The sequence below is a fragment of the Pseudomonas nunensis genome (genome assembly GCF_024296925.1).
GTDB classification, from domain to species: Bacteria; Pseudomonadota; Gammaproteobacteria; order Pseudomonadales; family Pseudomonadaceae; genus Aquipseudomonas; species Aquipseudomonas nunensis.
This window is the reverse complement of sequence record NZ_CP101125.1, coordinates 1,377,917-1,397,875: the sequence shown is the minus strand read 5'-3', so window position 1 is coordinate 1,397,875 and position 19,959 is coordinate 1,377,917. Positions and strand designations below refer to the sequence as shown.

At 60.1% G+C, this 19,959-nt stretch carries 15 protein-coding genes; 6 read left to right on the top strand and 9 right to left on the bottom strand.

Annotated features, from left to right (window positions below):
* Positions 1–98 precede the first annotated feature (98 nt).
* Both NK667_RS06210 and NK667_RS06205 read right to left on the bottom strand, forming a co-directional pair.
* Positions 99–1,490, bottom strand: coding sequence for an FAD-dependent oxidoreductase (locus NK667_RS06210; protein WP_054617249.1), 1,392 nt, complete (start codon positions 1,488–1,490; stop codon positions 99–101).
* Positions 1,491–1,500: 10 nt separating this feature from the next.
* A complete protein-coding gene (locus NK667_RS06205) occupies positions 1,501–2,826 on the bottom strand; it encodes an MFS transporter (RefSeq protein WP_054617250.1) in 1,326 nt (441 codons plus the stop codon).
* A gap of 268 nt (positions 2,827–3,094) precedes the next feature.
* Between NK667_RS06205 and NK667_RS06200 the strand changes: the two genes are divergently transcribed.
* A complete protein-coding gene (locus tag NK667_RS06200; RefSeq protein ID WP_054053822.1) occupies positions 3,095–3,967 on the top strand; it encodes a LysR family transcriptional regulator in 873 nt (290 codons plus the stop codon).
* 119 nt (positions 3,968–4,086) lie between these two features.
* Here the strand turns inward: NK667_RS06200 and NK667_RS06195 are convergent, their stop codons facing one another.
* Positions 4,087–4,950 carry a LysR substrate-binding domain-containing protein gene (locus NK667_RS06195; RefSeq protein ID WP_054617251.1) on the bottom strand — a complete coding sequence of 288 codons (864 nt, stop codon included), beginning with the start codon at positions 4,948–4,950 and terminating at the stop codon, positions 4,087–4,089.
* Between the two features lie 109 nt (positions 4,951–5,059).
* Between NK667_RS06195 and NK667_RS06190 the strand changes: the two genes are divergently transcribed.
* The 3 genes from NK667_RS06190 (at position 5,060) to NK667_RS06180 (ending at position 7,972) form a co-directional block, all read left to right on the top strand.
* Positions 5,060–6,169 (top strand): 2-aminoethylphosphonate--pyruvate transaminase, encoded by a 1,110-nt coding sequence (locus tag NK667_RS06190; protein ID WP_054617252.1) that lies wholly within the window; start codon positions 5,060–5,062, stop codon positions 6,167–6,169.
* Between the two features lie 190 nt (positions 6,170–6,359).
* Complete coding sequence (gene phnX, locus NK667_RS06185) at positions 6,360–7,187, top strand: phosphonoacetaldehyde hydrolase (protein WP_054617253.1); 828 nt, start codon at positions 6,360–6,362, stop codon at positions 7,185–7,187.
* Positions 7,188–7,411: 224 nt separating this feature from the next.
* On the top strand, positions 7,412–7,972 hold the full coding sequence (locus NK667_RS06180; protein WP_054617254.1) for a cytochrome b: 561 nt from the start codon (positions 7,412–7,414) through the stop codon (positions 7,970–7,972).
* A 60-nt stretch (positions 7,973–8,032) separates the two neighbouring features.
* Here NK667_RS06180 and NK667_RS06175 read toward each other — a convergent pair whose 3' ends face one another.
* Together NK667_RS06175 and NK667_RS06170 are read right to left on the bottom strand one after the other, a co-directional pair.
* On the bottom strand, positions 8,033–8,950 hold the full coding sequence (locus tag NK667_RS06175; RefSeq protein WP_054617255.1) for a 1-aminocyclopropane-1-carboxylate deaminase/D-cysteine desulfhydrase: 918 nt from the start codon (positions 8,948–8,950) through the stop codon (positions 8,033–8,035).
* Between the two features lie 153 nt (positions 8,951–9,103).
* A complete protein-coding gene (locus NK667_RS06170; RefSeq protein ID WP_054617256.1) occupies positions 9,104–11,143 on the bottom strand; it encodes an oxidoreductase in 2,040 nt (679 codons plus the stop codon).
* 210 nt (positions 11,144–11,353) lie between these two features.
* Between NK667_RS06170 and NK667_RS06165 the strand changes: the two genes are divergently transcribed.
* Together NK667_RS06165 and NK667_RS06160 are read left to right on the top strand one after the other, a co-directional pair.
* Positions 11,354–12,484, top strand: coding sequence for a carbon-nitrogen hydrolase family protein (locus tag NK667_RS06165; protein WP_054617257.1), 1,131 nt, complete (start codon positions 11,354–11,356; stop codon positions 12,482–12,484).
* A gap of 3 nt (positions 12,485–12,487) precedes the next feature.
* A complete protein-coding gene (locus NK667_RS06160; protein WP_054617258.1) occupies positions 12,488–13,525 on the top strand; it encodes an AraC family transcriptional regulator in 1,038 nt (345 codons plus the stop codon).
* A 351-nt stretch (positions 13,526–13,876) separates the two neighbouring features.
* On the opposite strand, the gene NK667_RS06155 is transcribed toward NK667_RS06160, so the two are convergent.
* The 4 genes from NK667_RS06155 to lon all read right to left on the bottom strand — a co-directional run bounded on the left by NK667_RS06155 (position 13,877) and on the right by lon (position 19,870).
* Positions 13,877–14,719, bottom strand: a complete 843-nt coding sequence (locus NK667_RS06155) for a DUF2242 domain-containing protein (RefSeq protein ID WP_054617259.1) — start codon at positions 14,717–14,719, stop codon at positions 13,877–13,879.
* Between the two features lie 228 nt (positions 14,720–14,947).
* Positions 14,948–16,819, bottom strand: coding sequence for a SurA N-terminal domain-containing protein (locus NK667_RS06150; RefSeq protein ID WP_054617260.1), 1,872 nt, complete (start codon positions 16,817–16,819; stop codon positions 14,948–14,950).
* Positions 16,820–17,052: 233 nt separating this feature from the next.
* Positions 17,053–17,325 (bottom strand): HU family DNA-binding protein, encoded by a 273-nt coding sequence (locus tag NK667_RS06145; RefSeq protein ID WP_002552737.1) that lies wholly within the window; start codon positions 17,323–17,325, stop codon positions 17,053–17,055.
* Positions 17,326–17,473: 148 nt separating this feature from the next.
* Positions 17,474–19,870 (bottom strand): endopeptidase La, encoded by a 2,397-nt coding sequence (gene lon / locus NK667_RS06140; protein ID WP_054053842.1) that lies wholly within the window; start codon positions 19,868–19,870, stop codon positions 17,474–17,476.
* Positions 19,871–19,959 lie beyond the last annotated feature (89 nt).

The following is a 19,959-nucleotide window of genomic DNA, read 5'->3' as shown; positions in this document are numbered from 1 at the left end:
TGCGAAGCGGCCCCAAAACCTTCGCATCCAATGCAGATTTTGTGAGTGCTGCGCACTCAAGCGGGAGCAAGCTCCCTCGCCACAGGTTTTGTGTCGACTCATCCTTTATCAGCCTTCCCCGCCGCCGCCGCGAATTTCGCCAGGCGCACGTCCAGATGCCGTGGCCGGCGCCCATGGTCCTCGGCGCGTTCCTTGCGGCGAATCGCGTTGCGCACCATCAACGAACCGAGATAACGAATCGGCTCCGGCGGGAAGTAACCCAGCGGCCCGTTGACCAGCGGCGAACGGGTCCACGGGTTGTCGAGGCCTTGCACCATCGAGGCGAGAATCTGCCCGCCCATATGACACGGCCCGACCCCGCTGCCGGAGTAGCCGAAGCCATAAAACACATTACCGCTGGTGCTCATCTGGCCGAAGAACGGCAACCCGGTGACCGAGCGATCCGAAGGTCCGTTCCAGGTGGCCTCGACCTTGACCTCGGCAAACGCCGGAAAGAAGTCCGTCAGGCTGTTGCGCAACAACCCGGCATACGGTGACGGTTGATCGAACACCGGCAGCATCCGCCCGCCGTAGGCAAAGGTGTTGCCGCCCTTGCCGAGCATGATCCGGCCGTCCGGGGTGTTGTGGTAGTAGTGCACGAAAATCCGCGAATCGAGCACCGTGACGCCGCTGGTCAAACCGATTTGATTCAGCAGTTCCGGGCGCGGCTCGGTGATCAGCATGTCACTGGAAACAATCGCCACGCTGCGCTCGAACTGCGGAAACGCCCGGGCCATCCAGGCGTTCATCGCCAGCACCACCCGATCCGCGCGGACCGTGCCGTTCGGGGTTTGAATCCCGGCTGGTTTGCCCTCCTCCAGTCCTGTCATGGCGGTGTTCTCATGAATCCGCACACCGAGTTGCAACGCCACCCGGCGCAAGCCACGCACCAGTTTGCCCGGTTGTACACTGGCCGCCGCCGGAGAGAACCAGCCTTCCAGGTGTTTGCTGGAACCGGCCATGCGCTGCACATCCGCCACCGGCCGTTGCGTGAACGAGTTGATGCCGTTGCGCTCCAGCGCCGCGATCACCGCGTCGGTTGAGCCGCATTGCGCGCGGTTGGTCGCGGTGTAGAGCGTGCCGTCGAGGCGGTAATCGGCATCCACTCCATACTGTTCGCAGAAGGTGCCGATCGCGTAGATGCTGCGTTCCGACTCCTTGACTAGCCGCACTGCTTCCTCGACGCCGAACAAACGCTCCAGCGTGAAATACTTGGCCGACCACGACAGCGCACATCCACCGTTGCGCCCACTGGCGCCGGCACCGCAGATGTCGGCCTCGATCAGCAACACATCGAGTTCGGGGTTTTGCTCCTTGAGCATGATCGCGGTCCACAGTCCGGTGTAGCCGCCGCCGACAATGCACACGTCGGCGCGGGTGTCGCCCGCCAGTGGCTCGCACGGCGCGCAGGACTCGGCCGCCAGCGCTTGGTCCAGCCAGAAAGGTCTCATGGGGGTTTCCTCAGGTACGCAGGGGTTTGATGGTCATCGGTTGGTTGGGCACGAAGGCGCAATCGAGACTCAGGCCAGCCGGGCGGCTGTTCCAGTGCGGGATCAGCACGAAGGCCGAGAACATCGCGCAACCGGCGAAGATGATGAACACGGTGACCGAGTCGAAGTAGCCCGGCAGCAAGCCGCCGAGAATCGCCCCGACCGAGCCGCAACCGTTCACAAAACCCGCCGCCGTGGCGCCGGCCTTGGCGGTGCCGAAATCAATCGCCGCCGCGCCGCTGATCATCGAGTCCGGGCCGTACAAGGTCAGGCCCATCACGAACAACAACGCCACCACCAGCATCACGCTGCCGGTGTGCAAGGCGCCCATGAACAGCGCCAGGGAAACCGTCAGCGCCAACAGGCTGATCACGCAGGCCGGCATGCGCCGGGCGCCGAACAGTTTGTCCGAGGCCAGCCCGAGCAGGATCGGCCCGAGCAGCCCGGCCAGTTCAAACGAAGTCGGAATAATCGCCGCGCCGACCTTGCCCACGGAGGGCATTTGCTCGAAGACGATCACCGGCCCCCACAGCAGAATGGCGTAGCGCGCCGGTTTCAACAGGAAGTACGAGAGCCCGAGAACCAGCACCGTGCGGTTGCGCAGGATTTCCTTCAGCGGTTCCAACACGCTGATCTTGCTTTGCGCGTAGGTTTCTTCGGCGCTCAACTCCGGTTCCGGCTCCACGGCGGGCAAGCCGACGTCTTCCGGTTTGTTGCGCTGGAAAATAAAAAACAGCACGGCGACCAGCCCAACCACCGCCGCACTGGAAATGAATGCTGCGTGCCATGTACCGATCAGCGTATACGCCCACCAACCGGCGAACGGCGACGCGACCAGCCCGCCAAACGCATAGCAGGAACTCCACAATCCAAGTACCCGCCCGCGCTGTTCGGCGGGAAAGAAACTGCCGATGTTTTTGCACAGCCCCGACCATCCGGTGGACTGCGCCAAACCTTGAATCAGCATGCAAGTGGCGAAGATCGGCAACGTGGCGAAACTGCCCATCACCAAGGCTGCCGCTGCAGAAATCAGCAAACCGCCAAGCACCACAACCCTTGGGCCAAAGCGGTCGGCGAGGATGCCCCAGGTGAATTGGCCGATGGCGTAGGCCGCCAGGTAGATCGCGTCGAGGTTGGCCATGGCCATTTTGTCGAGCATGAAGGTGGGGTCTTCGGCGATCCCCAGTTTGGCCACTGAAAAAGCTTTGCGGGTGAAGTAGAAAGCGGCGTAAGCGAGCCAGGTGATGGCGAAGATCTGCACGCGCCAACGCTTGATGGTGCCGATGTGCTTGTTCATGGTGGTTCTGACCTCAGGGTGTGAGTGTGCCGGCAGAAATTGAGAAATAACGCCTGTTTTTTTATTGTTGAGCACTGCGATACCGCTGCTTCCCTGAGGCGATACCGGTCAGATGAGTCCTGCCGTTGCACGCGCAGGCTCATGGCACCCGATGCCGTTCGACTGACCAGTCACCGGGGCTGAGGCCGATAAAAACAATTACTGATTAATAAGTGAAATCGATTTATCGTATTTCCAATATAAGTTCAGCTTGTTACTGGAGGTTTCGATGTCGGTGTCCCACGCCCAGCTCAAAGCCTTCCACGCCGTGGCCGTTCACGGAAGCTTTACCAAAGCCGCCGAGCGGTTATTCCTCACGCAACCGGCGATTTCCGACCAGGTGCGCAAACTCGAAGAACGCTTCGGTGTGTTGCTGTTTCACCGCAACAAACGCTCGGTGCGCCTGACGGATTTGGGCGAACGCTTGTTAAGCATTACCCAGCGTTTGTTCGTTATCGAGGCCGAAGCTCAGGAGTTGTTGCAGGACTCCCGGGCGCTGCAAACCGGCAGCCTGATCCTCGCCGTCGATGCGCCGGTGCACGTGCTGCCGCAGATCGCGCGGTTTTGTGAGCGCTACCCCGGGATCAGCGTGAAGATCGAAACCGGCAACACCGATGAATCGCTGTTTCGGCTGTTCAACTATCAGGCTGATCTGGCGTTGCTCGGGCGGGAGGTCAGCGACGAGCGCTTGATCTCGTTGCCGCTGCGCAATGACCCGATGGTGGCGTTCGTTTCGCGGAGTCATCCGTGGGCGGATCGCGAATCCATCTGCCTGGCGGACCTGGATGACACGCCGTTGGTGCTGCGGGAGATTGGTTCGGTGACGCGTCAGACCCTGGAAGAAGAAATGGCCGGCGCCGGGTTTCGGATTCGGCCGGCGATTCAGGTTGAGGGTCGGGAAGCGGCGCGTGAAGCCGTGGTGGTGGGGATTGGGGTTGGCGTGGTTTCGGCGGCGGAGTTTGGTGCGGATTCCAGGGTTTGCGCGCTGCCGATTACCGACTGCAAGCGGCGCCTGACGGAGACGCTGGTGTGCTTGCGCGAGCAGAGTTCGCGGCGAGTGGTGGCGACGTTTCTGGAGATGGTGCGTGAGAGTCTGGTGTAGGCAGGTCTGGCCCCTTCGCGGGCAAGCCTCGCTCCCACAGGTTTTGTGTCGTACACCAAATGTGTGTCTGGCATAAATCCCTGTGGGAGCGGGCTTGCTCGCGAAGGCCGCACCTCGGTCTACCTGTCCGGCGCCAAATCGAAAAACGCCTGTATCAAGCGCAATTCCCGCCGCCGTTCCATGCACCCGATCATGTGCCGATTTACCAACCCATCGCCAATAATCGGCACCGCCACCACCCGCGGGTCATGGCTGACTTCCACCGACGACACCACGCCAACCCCCAGTTCTGCGGCTACGGCTTCAGTCACCGCCTCACGACTGTCCAGTTCCAGCAACACCCGTGGACTGACTTTCGCCTGGCTGCACGCCTCATCAAACGTGCGTCGGGTAATCGAACTCGGCTCACGCAACACCATGATCACCTGATCCAGTTCCTTGATCCGCACATCCTTCGACCGCTGCGCCCACGGATGCCCGGCCGGCACCAGTGCGCAAATCCGTGATTCGCTCAGCGCTTGCAGATGCAGGCCTTTGCGTGGCTCGACCTCGGTCAGCACCGCGACGTCCGCGTGCTCGGAAAGCAACGCTGCCAAGGTTTCCTGAGCATTGCCCAAACGCAGGTTCACGGTGATCCCCGGATAACGCGCGCGCAAACTGGCGAGCATCGGCATGACCATGTGCGGCCCGTCCGCCGCCACTTCCAGGCGCCCGGTCAGCAGTTGTCGATTGGCCTCCAGCATCACCTGCGCCTCTTCGGCCAGGCCAAACATCGCCCGAGTGATCGCGGCCAGTTTGGTGCCCTCTTCCGTCAGTTCCACCCGCCGCGCGGTGCGGCGCAACAGGGTGATCTGATAGTGCTCCTCCAGCGCCTTGATGTGCCCGGTGACCGCCGGTTGGCTGATGAACAACCGAGCGGCGGCCCGGGTGAAGCTGCCCTCACGGGCCACCGCGTCGAAGGCACGGAGCTGGAACAGGTTCATGAATAACCCTCACTGATGGCTGGCATAACAACAAACAATTTGATTGATACGACGGCAAATTGCAATTTAAGCCCCGTAGCTTCATCCCATCGATTGCGAGGACACGTGAATGAGTACTGCCGAACCCATCCTGCTCACCCCCGGCCCGTTGACGACTTCGGCCCGCACCCGCCAGGCGATGATGGTCGACTGGGGTTCATGGGATGACCGCTTCAACCAACTGACCGCCAGCCTTTGCGAACAACTGCTGGCAATCATCAACGGCGCCGACAGCCACCACTGCGTGCCCCTGCAAGGCAGCGGCACTTTCGCCGTCGAAGCAGCGATCGGCACACTGGTGCCTCGCGACGGCAAAGTCCTGGTGCTGATCAACGGCGCCTACGGCAAGCGCCTGGCGAAGATCTGCGAAGTGCTCGGCCGCTCGTTCAGCACCTTCGAAACCGCCGAAGACGAACCGACCACCGCTGCCGATGTGGATCGCCTGTTGCGGGCTGACCCGAGCATCACCCACATCGCGCTGATTCACTGCGAAACCAGCACCGGCATCCTCAACCCGCTGCCGGAAATCGCCCAGGTCATAGCGCAACACGGCAAACGCCTGATCATCGATGCCATGAGTTCCTTCGGCGCCCTGCCCATCGACGCGCAACAGGTGCCGTTCGATGCGCTGATCGCCGCTTCGGGCAAATGCCTGGAAGGCGTGCCGGGGATGGGTTTTGTCTTCGCTCGCAAAGAGTCGCTGGCGAATGCCGCTGGCAACTCGCATTCGCTGGCGATGGACTTGTTCGACCAGCACACCTACATGGCCAAGACCGGCCAATGGCGCTTCACTCCGCCGACCCACGTGGTCGCGGCGCTGCACGAAGCCCTGCTGCAATACAACGAAGAAGGTGGCTTGCCGGCGCGGCATCAGCGCTACGCCGACAACTGCCGGGTGCTGCTGGATGACATGGCCGAGCTGGGTTTGCGCAGCTTCCTGCCCGCCGCGATCCAGGCGCCGATCATCGTCACCTTCCACGCACCGAAAGACCCGCGCTATCAGTTCAAGGAATTCTACGAACGGGTCAAGGCCAAGGGTTTCATCCTCTACCCCGGCAAATTGACCCAGGTCGAAACCTTCCGCGTCGGCTGCATCGGCCACGTCAACCAGGCCGAGATGCACGCGGCAGTGGCGGCGATTGCCGAGGTGTTGCGCGAAATGGAAGTCCTCAACATCTGAACCACAACCCCCGTAGCAGCTGCCGAGCCTGCGAGGCTGCGTTCGGCTGCGCAGCAGTCGTAAAACCATCCACCTCGGTGTTTCAGGTGGACCGCGTCGCCAGGATTCACGACTGCTTCGCAGCCGAACGCAGCCTCGCAGGCTCGGCAGCTGCTACAGATCACCATTTCCCAACTACAGGATTTGAGACATGAACTACGCAAACCCAACCAAACTCCAGGCCGCCATCCTCGACTGGGCCGGCACCGTGGTCGATTTCGGCTCGTTCGCCCCCACTCAGATTTTTGTCGAAGCCTTTGCCGAATTCGACGTCCAGGTTTCCATCGAAGAAGCCCGCGGGCCGATGGGCATGGGCAAGTGGGACCACATCCGCACCCTGTGCGATCAGCCGCAGGTTGCCGAGCGTTATCGCAAGGCGTTCGGCCGCACGCCGACCGACGATGATGTCACCGCCATCTACAAACGCTTCATGCCGCTGCAAATCGAGAAAATCGCGGAGCACTCGGCGCTGATCCCCGGCGCGCTGGAAACCATCGCCAACTTGCGCCAGCAAGGGATCAAGATCGGTTCCTGCTCCGGTTACCCGAAACAGGTGATGGACAAGGTGGTGGAACTGGCCGCCACCAACGGCTACGTCGCCGACCACGTGGTCGCCACCGACGAGGTGCCGAATGGTCGCCCATGGCCGGCCCAGGCCTTGGCCAACGTGATCGCCCTGGGCATCGACGATGTCGCGGCCTGCGTGAAGATCGACGACACCGTGCCGGGCATTCTTGAAGGTCGCCGCGCGGGCATGTGGACCGTGGCGCTGATCTGCTCCGGCAATGCGCTGGGCCTGGATTACGCGGGTTATCAGGCCTTGGGCAGTGAAGAACTGGCCAGCGAGCGCAAGCGCATTCACGCGATGTTCGAAGGCTCGCGCCCGCACTACATGATCGACACGATCACCGATTTGCCCGAGGTGATCGCCGATATCAACCAGCGCCTGGCCAACGGCGAGATGCCTCAGTCCCACTGATTCACCGCCCCCCTGTAGGAGCGAGGCTTGCTCGCGAAAGCGTCCGACCAGCCGACATCCATGTTGACTGTCCGGACGCCTTCGCGGGCAAGCCACGCTCCTACGCGGTTTCTTTCACCTGATCCAGAGCGTCAGGAAGGCAAATCCGGCAAAACAGGCTTACAGTTAAAGCACAGCGCCGCACAAGAACGGCACTTCGAGCATTGACCTGTGGAGAGCCCCGTATGCCCTGGAAGAATTCCGACTCACGTTACAGCACGGTGTCGATCACATTGCATTGGCTGATGCTGGTGCTGCTGATCCTGGTTTACGCCTGCATCGAATTTCGCGGGATCTTTCCCAAAGGCAGTGGTGGTCGCACGCTGATCACCGAATCGCACTTCATGTTGGGCCTGACGGTGTTTGTGCTGGTGTGGCTGCGTCTGTTCGCCCGCAGCCTGGGCCCGGCGCCGCAGATCTTCCCGGCTTCGCCGCATTGGCAAACCACCTTGGCCAAGTTGATGCACTGGGCGTTGTACCTGTTCATGATCGCCATGCCGATGCTTGGCTGGCTGGTGACCAGCGCCAAGGGGCATCAGGTGATGTTTTATGGTTTTGACCTGCCGTTGCTGGTCTCTGAAGACAAGGTGCTGGCAAAACGGATACAGGGCTGGCATGAACTCGGCGGCACCATCGGCTATTGGCTGATCGGCCTGCACGCGGTGGCCGGGCTTTATCACCATTACGTGGTGGGGGATAACACGCTGTTGCGGATGATGCCGAAGCGGGTCCGTCGCAATACCTGAAGCCAACACAAAACCCCTTGTGGGAGCGGGCTTGCTCGCTCCCACAGGGGATCTCTGTTGTCAGTTGAAGCCGCGGCGGCCTTGCAGGCCGCCGGTGTGGATGAAGATCAGCCGCGTACTCTTGGGGAATCTCCCCGCTTCGACTTGCTGCTTGAGCCCCAGCAACGCCTTGCCGGTGTACAACGGTTCAAGCGGAATACCGCTGGCCTGTTCAGTCTGTTCGATAAACTCAAGCAACAGCGGATCAACCTTGGCAAACCCGCCGAGACTGGCGTCGACCAGTTCATACGCCGGGTCCGACAGCCCGCCCTCGCGCACAATCGCTTCAACCTGCTGCGCGACACCATGATCGTCCGGCACGGACAACGCGCCGTAAACCGAATGCGCGCCCGCCTCGGCTAGCACCAGTCCCGCGAGAGTGGTGCCGGTCCCACAGGCCAGCCACCAACCGTCATAGTCATTCCAGCCCAATCCCTGCAATTGCGCACGGACCAGATCCTTCAGTTGCATGCAGCCCTGAGCGCCACGCAAACCGCAGCCCCCTTCCGGCACCGCTTGCAGCGTCGGGTACTGCGACTGCCAGGGTTGCCAGAAATCCAGTTCATGCCGCGCGCGATATCCGGCGTAACCGAGCCAATGCAGCTGCATGCCGAAGTCGTGCAAATCCTGCACGGTCGGGGTGTCCTGTGGATGACCGCGTAGCAGGCCGACAGTTTTGAAGCCCAGCCGCTTACCCGCAGCAGCCAAGGCGTGCAGATGATTGGAGTGAGCACCGCCGAGACTGATGATGCCATCGGCACCGGCCCGGTCGGCGGCGTTGAGGTGTTCGATGAGTTTGAACCACTTGTTGCCGCTGATCAGTGGATCGATCAGGTCCAGGCGCAGAATCGCGAGCTGGAGGTCGGCGGCGGTGAGCCAGTCCAGGTGCAGGGATTGCAGCGGGGCTTGGGGGAGCCAGTCGTTCGGAGGGAGTAGCATTGAGGCCGGCTCTGGGGATAGAGCCGGTATTCTAGTCGCTCATTAGCAGCCATCGCGAGCAAGCTCGCTCCCACATTTGATCTTCAGCGCAACATAGATCCAGTGTGGGAGCGAGCTTGCTCGCGATGGCCATTGGCAGAATTAACCTGCCTGTTACAACTCAGCAGCCAACCGCGACCCTTGGTTGATCGCGCGCTTCGCATCCAGCTCCGCCGCCACGTCCGCACCGCCGATCAAATGCACGTTCTGCCCGGCCGCGACCAGACCATCCTGCAACTCACGCAGCGGGTCCTGCCCGGCGCAGATCACAATGTTGTCCACCGCCAGCACTTGCGGCTCGCCGGTTTCGCCGATGCGGATGTGCAGGCCTTCGTCGTCGATCTTCAGGTATTCGACGCTGTTGAGCATCTGCACTTTTTTATTCTTCAGACCGGTGCGGTGAATCCACCCGGTGGTTTTGCCCAGGCCGTCGCCGACCTTGGAGGTCTTGCGTTGCAGCAGGAACACTTCACGAGCCGGTGCATGGACCTGCGCCTTGATCCCGGCCACGCCGCCGCGAGCCTCAAGGTGCGTGTCGATGCCCCATTCTTTCCAGAACGCCGCGCGGTCCAGGCTGGTGGCCACGCCTTCGTGAACTAGGAACTCCGAGACGTCGAAACCGATACCGCCAGCGCCGATCACCGCTACGCGTTTGCCCACGGGTTTGCGCTCCAGGATCACGTCCAGGTAGCTCAGCACCTTGGCGTTCTCGACACCCGGAATCGCCGGAGTGCGCGGCGCGATGCCGGTGGCGAGGATGATCTCGTCGTAACCGCCGGCCACCAATTGCGCCACATCAACGCGGGTGTTCAGGCAGACCTCGACGTTGGTGGTCTGCAACTTGCGGTTGAAGTAGCGCAGGGTTTCGAAGAATTCTTCCTTGCCCGGCACACGCTTGGCGATGTTGAACTGGCCGCCGATTTCGCTGGCCGAATCGAACAACGTCACCGAATGCCCGCGCTCGGCGGCCACGGTGGCAGCCGACAGGCCAGCAGGCCCGGCGCCAACCACGGCGATTTTCTTGATCTGTTGCACCGGCAGATAGTTGAGCTCGGTTTCATGGCAGGCACGCGGGTTGACCAGGCAACTGGTCAACTTGCCGCCGAAGGTGTGGTCGAGGCAGGCCTGGTTGCAGCCGATGCAGGTGTTGATTTCATCGGCACGGCCAGCGGCGGCCTTGTTGACGAAATCCGCATCGGCGAGGAAAGGCCGCGCCATCGAGACCATGTCGGCATCGCCTTCAGCCAGAATCTGCTCGGCGATTTCCGGGGTGTTGATGCGGTTAGTGGTGATCAGCGGAATGCTCACCGAACCGCGCAGTTTGGCCGTCACTTTACTGAACGCCGCACGCGGCACTTTGGTGGCGATGGTCGGAATCCGCGCTTCGTGCCAGCCGATGCCGGTGTTGATGATCGTCGCGCCCGCCTGCTCGATGGCTTTGGCCAGGGTGACGATTTCTTCCCAACTGCTGCCGCCTTCAACCAGGTCGAGCATCGACAGACGGAAAATAATGATGAAGTTCGGACCCACCGCTTCGCGGACACGACGGACGATTTCCACCGGCAGGCGCATGCGGTTTTCGTAGCTGCCGCCCCAACGGTCGGTGCGGTGGTTGGTGTGGGCCGCGAGGAATTGGTTAATGAAATAACCTTCGGAACCCATGATCTCGACGCCGTCGTACTCGGCGGTTTGCGCCAGCACCGAACAGGTGACGAAATCGCTGATCTGCTTCTCGATGCCTTCCTCGTCTAGTTCTTTAGGCTTGAACGGGTTAATCGGCGCCTGGATCGCGCTCGGAGCCACCTGTTTCGGGCTGTAGGCATAACGACCAGCGTGGAGAATCTGCATGCAGATCTTGCCGCCCGCCTCGTGTACCGCGCGGGTGACGATCTGATGCTTGAGCGCTTCGTCCTCGGTGGTCAGCTTGGCCGCGCCGGAATACACACCGCCCTCATCGTTCGGGCCGATACCGCCAGTGACCATCAGGCCAACGCCGCCCCGGGCACGTTCGGCAAAGTACGCCGCCATGCGCTCGAAACCGCCGGGCTTTTCTTCCAGGCCGGTGTGCATCGAGCCCATCAGGGTGCGGTTGCGCAGCGTGGTAAAACCCAGGTCCAGCGGGGCCAACAGGTGCGGGTAATGAGCGGCGGCCATCGGTAACTCCACATCGAGCGATCACGGAAAAAGTGCAGGAGCTCTTTGGCCCCCATCTGTCATGTGCCACAGACTAAGAGTCGCACCGCTGTCACTCAATGACCCAAACTGACAACTTATTGATCCAAATGCGCAGCGCCCCTTGGCAAGCGCCAACGGGCGCCCTACCCTAGTCAACGAATCCTGCACACGGCTGTTGACTGCTTTCCCATGCGCAAACTTCTGTACCTGACCTTTTCCATGGCGCTGGTCGCCGCTCTTACGACCTACGCGATGTGGGCCGCAGACCGTCCGGTGGGTCATTACCTGTCGGACCTGCGGATCAATCTGGCGGTCGATCAAGGCACCCCGGCCGATCGCGGCAACCTGCTGGGCATCCAGCCCGAGCTGTTCCCCACCGACTACCAAAGCCCCGAGCGCCTGCACCGCAAGCTCGCGGCCTATTTGCAAAAGGCGCAAGACCAGGGCCTGCTGAACGAAAAAACCATTGTCGTGCTGCCTGAACATGTCGGCACCTGGCTGATGGTCAGCGGCGAGAAAGATGAGCTGTACCAGGCCAGCACGCTCAAGGAAGCGATGAACTGGCTGGCGGCGAGCAATCCGTTGCAGTTCGTCCGCGCCCTTATCGGCGCCACGGGCACCAATCGTCTGGATGACGCCCACCTGCGCATGAAGGCCAAGAGCATGGCCAAGGATTACCAGGCACTGTTCGGCGGTTTGGCGAAAGAATTTCACGTCACACTGGTGGCCGGCTCAATCGTGTTGCCTGAGCCCAGCGTCATCGACGGCAACCTGAAAATCGGTCGCGGTGCGTTGTATAACAGCAGCGTGGTGTTCGGTCGCGACGGTTTGCCGATCGGCCAGCCGCAACGCCAGATGCACCCGATCTTCGATGAACAGGACACTCTCGCCGCCAACACCGAGCACACCGTCAACGTGATCGACACCCCGGCTGGGCGCCTGGGGATCCTGATCGGCAGCGACAGCTGGTACCCGGACAACTACCGCAAACTCGACGAACAGGGCGCGCAACTGGTGGCAGTCCCTGCATTCGTGGTCGGGCACGGCACATGGGACAAACCGTGGCGCGGTTATAAAGGCGCGTCCACGCCCGGCTCCGTCAGCCTCAAGGCCGGTGAACTCAGCGAAGGCCAGGCTTGGCATCGCCTGACGCTGATTGCCCAGCCGCCCAGCAGCCAGGCGATTGCCGGCATGAGCGTGTTCCTGCGCGGGCAGTTCTGGGACAAGGGCAGCGCCGGGCAGAGTTTTCTCAGCAGCAATGGTCAGCACTCTGCCGACGGCGATACCCGTGGCGCACGCTTGCTGAATCTCTGGCTGTAAACCATGAAGCCGCAGCCGATGCGCCTCGGGGATTTGTCGGTGGGCTTCGTTCACAGCCTGGCCGATGCCGTGCGCAGCCATGGCGCCGATCCTCAGCCCTTGCTCGACCAGTACGGCCTCGACGCCGCCCGCCTCGGTGAAGCCTGCGCGCGACTGTCGATCCCGCGCTACATGCGCCTGGGCCACGGCGCGATTCAACTGACCGGCGAACCGGCGCTGGGCTTGCGCATGGGTCAGCTCAGTCGCTTGAGTCAGGCCGGTCTGGCTGGCGTCACCGCCGCTCAGGCGCCGACGGTACGGGAAGCGGCGCGTTGCCTGATCCGCTTCGAAGCCTTGTACGGTTCCAACTATCGCGGCCAGTCGAGTTTTCACGAAGACGCCAAGGGCGCGTGGCTGCGGTTCTATTCCATCAGCCCTTACAACGCTTACAACCGCTTTGTGGTGGACTCGATCATCGCCGGCTGGTTGCAGCAATTATCCAGCCTGAGCCCCGCCCCGCTGCGCGCCGAACGCATCGAGATCGAGTTCGACGAACCGCACTACAGAGACGCCTACAACGGGTTCGATTGCCCGATCCAGTTTGGCGCCGAACACAACCAACTGCGCCTGAGCCTGGCCAGCCTCGCCCAGCGCAATCCGCAGCACTGCCCGAGCACCTGGAAGCACCTGCTGCAATTGTGTGAACGGGAACTCGAACAGCTGACACGCACCCGCAGCCTGCGTGAACGGGTCACTCAGTTGCTGGGGCCGTTGCTCAATGGCGGCCGGGAACCCGACCTGGAAGAAGTGGCGGCACGCCTGAAGCTGCCAACCTGGACCCTGCGTCGCAAACTCGCCGAGGAAGGCACGCAATTTCGTGCAATTCTCAACGACACTCGCCGCGACCTGGCCATGACCTACATTCGCGATACCGAACTGGCGTTCGGGGAAATCGCCTATCTGCTGGGCTTTGCCTCAGCCGAAGCCTTTCAACGCGCCTTCAAGCGTTGGAACGGCCAGACACCCGGCGAATACCGCCGCAGTCATCGCCAATCCGCGTGAAGCCTTAAAGCTCGGTAGCGTCTTCGGCTGGTTCCAACGGATCCAGTTCAAACGCCGAATACTCGAGCAACTCTTCTTGATAATCGTCCATTGTGATGTTCCCCCTTTCACTCATTAAAAATGGCCTGATCAAATGACCAGCGCCTTGAGCATAAAGTGCCCGCATGAAAGAAAAATGACGTTCACACGACACTCTGCCGCTACTGAATAAAACGTAGCAGGTGGTCAGGAATTTATCACAGGATTTTTTCGATACAGGCCGTAGGAAAACGACCTGGTTTAACGTGTATCAGGCTTGATGGCCGTTACGGGATGCGTGCCTTCTGACACGTCCCGTAACGCCTGGATCTTTTACTGGGCCGGGATCGGTTCGCTTGGCGGTGGCATGTTATCTGGATGCGACGGCGGCGTGATGGTCTCGGTGGCTGGAGCTGGTTCGGACGTTTGAGCAGGAGCGATCGGTGCAGCTTCCGGTGGAGGAGCAACTGGCTCCGAGCTGACAGGTGCCGCTTCAGCAGGTGCCGGAGCTGTTTCAGCAGGTGTCGGAGCCGCTGCAGGTTCTGCGGCAGGTGCTGGCGTTGGCGCCAGTGCTGCCGGCGCAGCCTTGGCTTCAGGCACCCCCAGGTCGGTTTTCGGCTTCTCGACGATGTGCGCCGCTTTCTTCGCTTCCGGCGGCAGGAACAACTCAACCAGGGTAAAGAAACGTTCGTAGAACTTGGCCGAGGACACGGTTTCGCTGGCGACCTTGACCATCGAGTCATCGGACGAGCCGATCGGCATCGACACCGAACCCAACACGCCGACCCCGAGGCTGGCGGAGTTGTTGGTCTTCTTCAGCGCGTAGCGATCCTGCAAGGCGTTGGCAAACATGGTCGCGTGGTGCCCTTCGGAGCCATCATCGGCACAGACCACACTGAAGCTGATCTCCATGTGGGTCTCGCCGGTTTGCTGGAAGCTCTTGTGTCCGCTGACCAGTTTCGGATCGCTGCTGGTGATGATGTAGCCCTGGCTGAGTAACGCACGACGCGCGGCTTCACAGGTCTGGGCATCGGTTACCGGGTAGCTGCGAGAAAATGTCCCGGAGTCGTCGAAGTTCTCATGCTCATAGATGGCGGCTTTTTTCGACGAACAACCGGCAGCGACGGCCAGCACCAGTGCCAGCCCTACAACACGCATGGGAATTGATCTAAACATTGAACATCCTGAGAGAAAACGGTCCGGGGCGTATTGTGCAACAGATCGATGCTTAGGTGCGCATCGATTAGTGTCTTAAAACGGTTACAGGTGTGTTGACCGTTATATGTGGGAAAAGTCGCACATCTTCGTGAATTCCCGATGAATCGGGGCAGTATTTTGCTTCTCCCACAAAAAACCCCGGCCTTTCGACCGGGGTTCTTGTGTAGCGCGAAACTCAATCAGCGATTAATAACGCTTGATCTCAGCCTCGCCTTCCAGCTGCTTGCGGTAGGCCGCAAAGTCTTGCTGGCCAATGCGCGACGCGAGGAAGCGACGGTATTGAGCCTTCTCTTCATCGGTCGGTGCCGCGGCTTCGTTCACACCGTTCAGGCGCACGATCACCAGGCTACCATCGGCCAGGGTCACGCTGCTGAATGTCGGCTTGTCCTTGGCGGCAGGCTTAGGCATGCGGAACAACGCTTGCAGCACGGTTGGGTCAACCCCTTCCTGCGCACGAGTGGCGGCAGCAGCAACTTTCCAGTTCTGGCCGTCAATCGCCTTGTCCAGCGGTGTCTTGCCATCGCGCAGGCTAGCGATCAACTCATCAGCCTTGGTCTTGGCGGCAGCACTGGCGTGTTCCTTGGCCAACTGCGTACGGATGCTGGCGGCAACGCTTTCGAGCGGCAACTGCGAAGGCTTCAAGTGCTCCTTGGCGCGCAACACGATCACGGTTTCCGGATCGAGCTCGATGGCGGTGCTGTTGGCACCTTCATCCAGCACTTCAGGACTGAACGCGGCAGTGACCACGGCACGGTTGGCCGCAACACCTTCGCCACCCTCACGGCCGAACGGCGCGGAAGTGTGGACGGTCAGCTTCAAGTCTTGTGCTGGCTGAGCCAGATCGGACGCTTCGAACGACGAGTCTTCCAGTTGCTTGGTCGCCTCGACGAAACGCTGCTCGACCTGCTGGGTTTTCGCCTCACGGGTCAGCTTGGCCTTGAGGCTGGCAAACGTCGGAACTTCCGGCGCTTCAACACCCAACAGCTTGATCAGGTGGAAACCGAAGTCAGTGCGGATTGGCTCCGACACTTGATCCTTGGTCAACGAATACAGGGCTTTTTCAAACGCTGGATCGTAGACGCCAGGACCGGCGTAACCGAGGTCACCGCCATTGTTCGCCGAACCCGGATCCTGGGAGAATTCCTTGGCCAGCGCCTCGAACTTCTCGCCTTTGGCCAGGCGCGCTTGCACTTCTTCGATCTTGGCCTTGGCTTGCGCCTCGGTCACCTTGTCGTTCACTTCGATCAGAATATGCGCAGCCCGGCGTTGTTCAGCCAGGTTGGCGGTTTCTTTCTGATAAGCCTCTTGCAGGTCTTCGTCCTTGACGGTGACCTGATCAAAGAAGGAAGACTTCTTCAATTCCAGGTAATCGATGACCACCTGATCCGGCGTCATGAATTCCTTGGCGTGCTCGTCGTAGTAAGCCTTGACCTCATCGTCGGTCAGTTTCACTGCCGCCGGGTCAGCCTTGATGTTCAGGGTCGCGAAATCGCGGGTCTGTTTTTCCAGACGGGCGAAGGCCAGAACCTGTGCATCGGTGACAAAACCGCTGCCGGCCAAGCCAGCACGCAGCTGGCCGATCAGCATTTCCTGAGCCAGCATCTGGCGGAATTGCATACGGCTGTAGCCCAGCTGACGGATCACCTGGTCGAAACGCTCAGGGCTGAACTTGCCGTCAACCTGGAATTCAGGCGTCTGCAGGATCACCTGGTCCAAAGCGGCTTCGGAGAAAGCGAATTTCGATTTTTCTGCGCCTTGCAGCAGCAGTTTGCGATCGATCAGGCCTTTGAGGGCCGATTCGCGCAACATTTTTTCGTCAAGCAAAGAGGCATCGAAATCCTTGCCCAGCTGTTGCATCAGCTGACGGCGTTGCATATCGACGGCCTGGCTCAGCTCGTTCTGGCTGATTTCTTCGCCGTTGACCTTGGCCGCATCATTGCTGTGCGTCGTGGCCTTGAAAATGGCGTCGAAACCGGTCAAAGCCATCAGTGCAACGATGACCCCGATAATGGTCTTGGCAATCCAGCCTTGTGAATTGTCCCTGATATTCTGCAGCATGCGTCCCCCAGAAACGGTTGAACTTCAAAATTAGGCAACCGTGGAGCGTGGGTAGAATCCGGATAGAAGAAAGGCGCATCCGGGGATGCGCCTTCTCGTAACTGGCGGAGCGGACCGAGGGTTCGAACTTGCGACCCTCGGTGTCTCAGATCAACGACTTGTTGGCTGGACTACCGCTCCGCTGCCAGGTCAGGCATGACCCCGACCCGGATAGGCAAAAACCTGAATCAAACTTAGTTGACAGCTTCTTTCAGTGCTTTACCGGCTTTGAAACCTGGTTTTTTAGCAGCTGCGATTTCCAGTGTCTTACCAGTCTGTGGGTTACGACCGATGCGAGCTGGACGATCAGTCACGGAGAACGTACCGAAACCAACCAGAACAACAGAGTCGCCAGCCTTGAGAGCGCCAGTGACGGATTCGATTACAGCGTCCAGCGCACGGCCAGCAGCAGCTTTCGGGATATCAGCGGATGCAGCGATAGCATCAATCAGTTCCGACTTGTTCACTCTAAGTCCCCTTATATCTATTTGAGTATGATTCTAAGTTTTTTGGTGAAAGCAAAAACGAGTGCTGAATGGCCTACAGACACTTAAGAGCCGCTTTATAACAAGGGCTCTAAAAAACTGTCAAGGAAGCCCCCCAGGCAAATGCGTACTAATGCGTGCTAATTCTTTCCTTAGAGTCAGACTCGCGTTTTTCATCCTTTGCAACTATCTCCGGAGCCACATCCGGCAAGGGCTCCGGCGCGTATTGCAGCGCAATTTGCAGGACCTCGTCAATCCATTTAACCGGTTTAATCTGCAGATCTTGCTTAATATTGTCAGGAATTTCCTTCAGATCGCGTACGTTCTCTTCAGGAATGATCACAGTCTTGATCCCGCCACGGTGAGCCGCCAGCAGTTTTTCCTTCAAACCACCGATCGCCAGCACCTGGCCACGCAGGGTGATTTCGCCAGTCATGGCTACGTCTGCGCGTACAGGAATCCCGGTCAATGCTGACACCAGGGCCGTGCACATGCCTACACCAGCGCTAGGGCCGTCCTTCGGGGTCGCCCCTTCCGGCATATGGATGTGCGTGTCGCGCTTCTCGTGGAAGTCCAGGGGGATCCCCAGGCTCTTGGCACGGCTACGGACCACGGTCAGGGCGGCGGTGATCGATTCGACCATCACATCCCCCAGCGAACCGGTCTTGATCAACTGGCCTTTGCCCGGTACGACAGCGGCTTCGATGGTCAGCAATTCTCCGCCCACCTGAGTCCACGCCAGGCCGGTCACCTGACCGATCTGATCCTGGGATTCAGCCAGGCCGTAACGGAATTTGCGCACACCCAGGAAGTGTTCCAGCATGTCTGCGGTGACCTTCACCGAGAAGCGTTTTTCCAGTGCGTGCTCTTTGACCGTCTTGCGGCAAACCTTGGCAATCTGGCGCTCAAGCCCCCGTACACCGGCTTCGCGGGTGTAGTAGCGGATGATGTCGCGGATCGCTTCGGCGTCGAATTCCAGCTCGCCTTTCTTCAAGCCGTTGGCAGCAATCTGCTTCGGCGAGAGGTATTTGACGGCGATGTTGATCTTCTCGTCTTCGGTGTAGCCCGGCAGACGAATCACTTCCATCCGGTCCAGCAGCGCCGGCGGGATGTTCATGGAGTTGGAGGTGCAAAGGAACATCACATCGGACAGGTCGTAGTCGACTTCCAGATAGTGATCGTTGAAGTTGTGGTTCTGCTCTGGATCGAGCACTTCCAGCAACGCCGACGCCGGGTCACCACGCATGTCGCTGCCCATTTTGTCGATTTCATCGAGCAGGAACAGCGGGTTGCGAACGCCCACCTTTGTCATCTTTTGAATCAATCTTCCTGGCATCGAACCGATGTAAGTACGGCGATGACCACGAATTTCCGCTTCATCGCGCACGCCACCGAGGGCCATACGTACGAATTTGCGGTTGGTGGCGTGAGCAATCGACTCCGCCAGGGAAGTTTTACCCACCCCAGGAGGACCGACCAGGCACAGCACCGGACCACGAATCTTCTTCACGCGCTTTTGCACGGCGAGGTATTCGAGGATGCGTTCTTTGACTTCGTCCAGACCATAGTGGTCGGCGTCGAGAATATCTTCGGCACGGGCAAGGTCCAGACGCACTTTACTCTGAGCCTTCCACGGCACCTGAACCAGCCAGTCGATGTACGAACGCACCACCGTCGCTTCCGCGGACATTGGCGACATTTGTTTCAGCTTGTTCAGTTCGCCCTGAGCCTTGGCCAGGGCATCTTTCGGCAGGCCAGCGGCATCGATGCGCTTTTTCAGCTCTTCGATTTCGTTGTGGCCTTCCTCGCTGTCGCCGAGCTCTTTCTGAATGGCCTTCATCTGCTCATTCAGGTAGTACTCGCGCTGACTGCGCTCCATTTGTTTTTTGACGCGACCGCGAATGCGTTTTTCGACTTGCAGCAGATCGATCTCGGCATCCAGCAGCGCCAGGACGTGCTCGACCCGGGCCGACAAATCGATGATTTCGAGAATTTCCTGCTTCTGCTCGATCTTCAGGGCCATGTGCGCGGCCATGGTGTCGACCAGACGACCTGGTTCGTCGATGCTGTTGAGCGACGACAGGACTTCAGCCGGGACTTTCTTGCCCAGCTGCACATATTGTTCGAACTGAGCCAGCAGACTACGAACGAAAACTTCCGACTCGCGCTCAGGCGCGTCGACTTCGTCGATCAGCGACACTTCGGCACGCAGGTGGCCGTCGACTTCGCTGAAGCGCTCCACGGCGCCCCGCTGCTCGCCTTCGACCAGAACCTTGACGGTGCCGTCAGGCAGCTTGAGCAGTTGCAGAACGGTTGCGATGGTACCTACGCGATAGAGTGCTTCTTCACCGGGATCGTCGTCAGCAGGGTTTCTCTGAGCCAGCAGAAGGATCTGCTTGTCGCCCGTCATCGCTGCCTCGAGGGCTTCGATGGATTTCTCGCGCCCCACGAACAGCGGGATAACCATGTGCGGATAAACCACGACATCACGCAATGGCAGGAGAGGCAATTCGATGGTTGTCTTCATGATTTCGCCTCTACGGCGGCCATAAGGCCGTAAACAGATGGAAGTAAGCTTGAAACCAAGATGGGGGCTGCTTTCAAAAAAAACAAGCG

Excerpts from the sequence above, each read along its gene's own strand:
- NK667_RS06210 (WP_054617249.1), bottom strand. The coding sequence starts at position 1,490 with ATGAGACCTTTCTGGCTGGACCAAGCGCTGGCGGCCGAGTCCTGCGCG.
- NK667_RS06205 (WP_054617250.1), bottom strand. The coding sequence starts at position 2,826 with ATGAACAAGCACATCGGCACCATCAAGCGTTGGCGCGTGCAGATCTTC.
- NK667_RS06200 (WP_054053822.1), top strand. The coding sequence starts at position 3,095 with ATGTCGGTGTCCCACGCCCAGCTCAAAGCCTTCCACGCCGTGGCCGTT.
- NK667_RS06195 (WP_054617251.1), bottom strand. The coding sequence starts at position 4,950 with ATGAACCTGTTCCAGCTCCGTGCCTTCGACGCGGTGGCCCGTGAGGGC.
- NK667_RS06190 (WP_054617252.1), top strand. The coding sequence starts at position 5,060 with ATGAGTACTGCCGAACCCATCCTGCTCACCCCCGGCCCGTTGACGACT.
- phnX (WP_054617253.1), top strand. The coding sequence starts at position 6,360 with ATGAACTACGCAAACCCAACCAAACTCCAGGCCGCCATCCTCGACTGG.
- NK667_RS06180 (WP_054617254.1), top strand. The coding sequence starts at position 7,412 with ATGCCCTGGAAGAATTCCGACTCACGTTACAGCACGGTGTCGATCACA.
- NK667_RS06175 (WP_054617255.1), bottom strand. The coding sequence starts at position 8,950 with ATGCTACTCCCTCCGAACGACTGGCTCCCCCAAGCCCCGCTGCAATCC.
- NK667_RS06170 (WP_054617256.1), bottom strand. The coding sequence starts at position 11,143 with ATGGCCGCCGCTCATTACCCGCACCTGTTGGCCCCGCTGGACCTGGGT.
- NK667_RS06165 (WP_054617257.1), top strand. The coding sequence starts at position 11,354 with ATGCGCAAACTTCTGTACCTGACCTTTTCCATGGCGCTGGTCGCCGCT.
- NK667_RS06160 (WP_054617258.1), top strand. The coding sequence starts at position 12,488 with ATGAAGCCGCAGCCGATGCGCCTCGGGGATTTGTCGGTGGGCTTCGTT.
- NK667_RS06155 (WP_054617259.1), bottom strand. The coding sequence starts at position 14,719 with ATGTTTAGATCAATTCCCATGCGTGTTGTAGGGCTGGCACTGGTGCTG.
- NK667_RS06150 (WP_054617260.1), bottom strand. The coding sequence starts at position 16,819 with ATGCTGCAGAATATCAGGGACAATTCACAAGGCTGGATTGCCAAGACC.
- lon (WP_054053842.1), bottom strand. The coding sequence starts at position 19,870 with ATGAAGACAACCATCGAATTGCCTCTCCTGCCATTGCGTGATGTCGTG.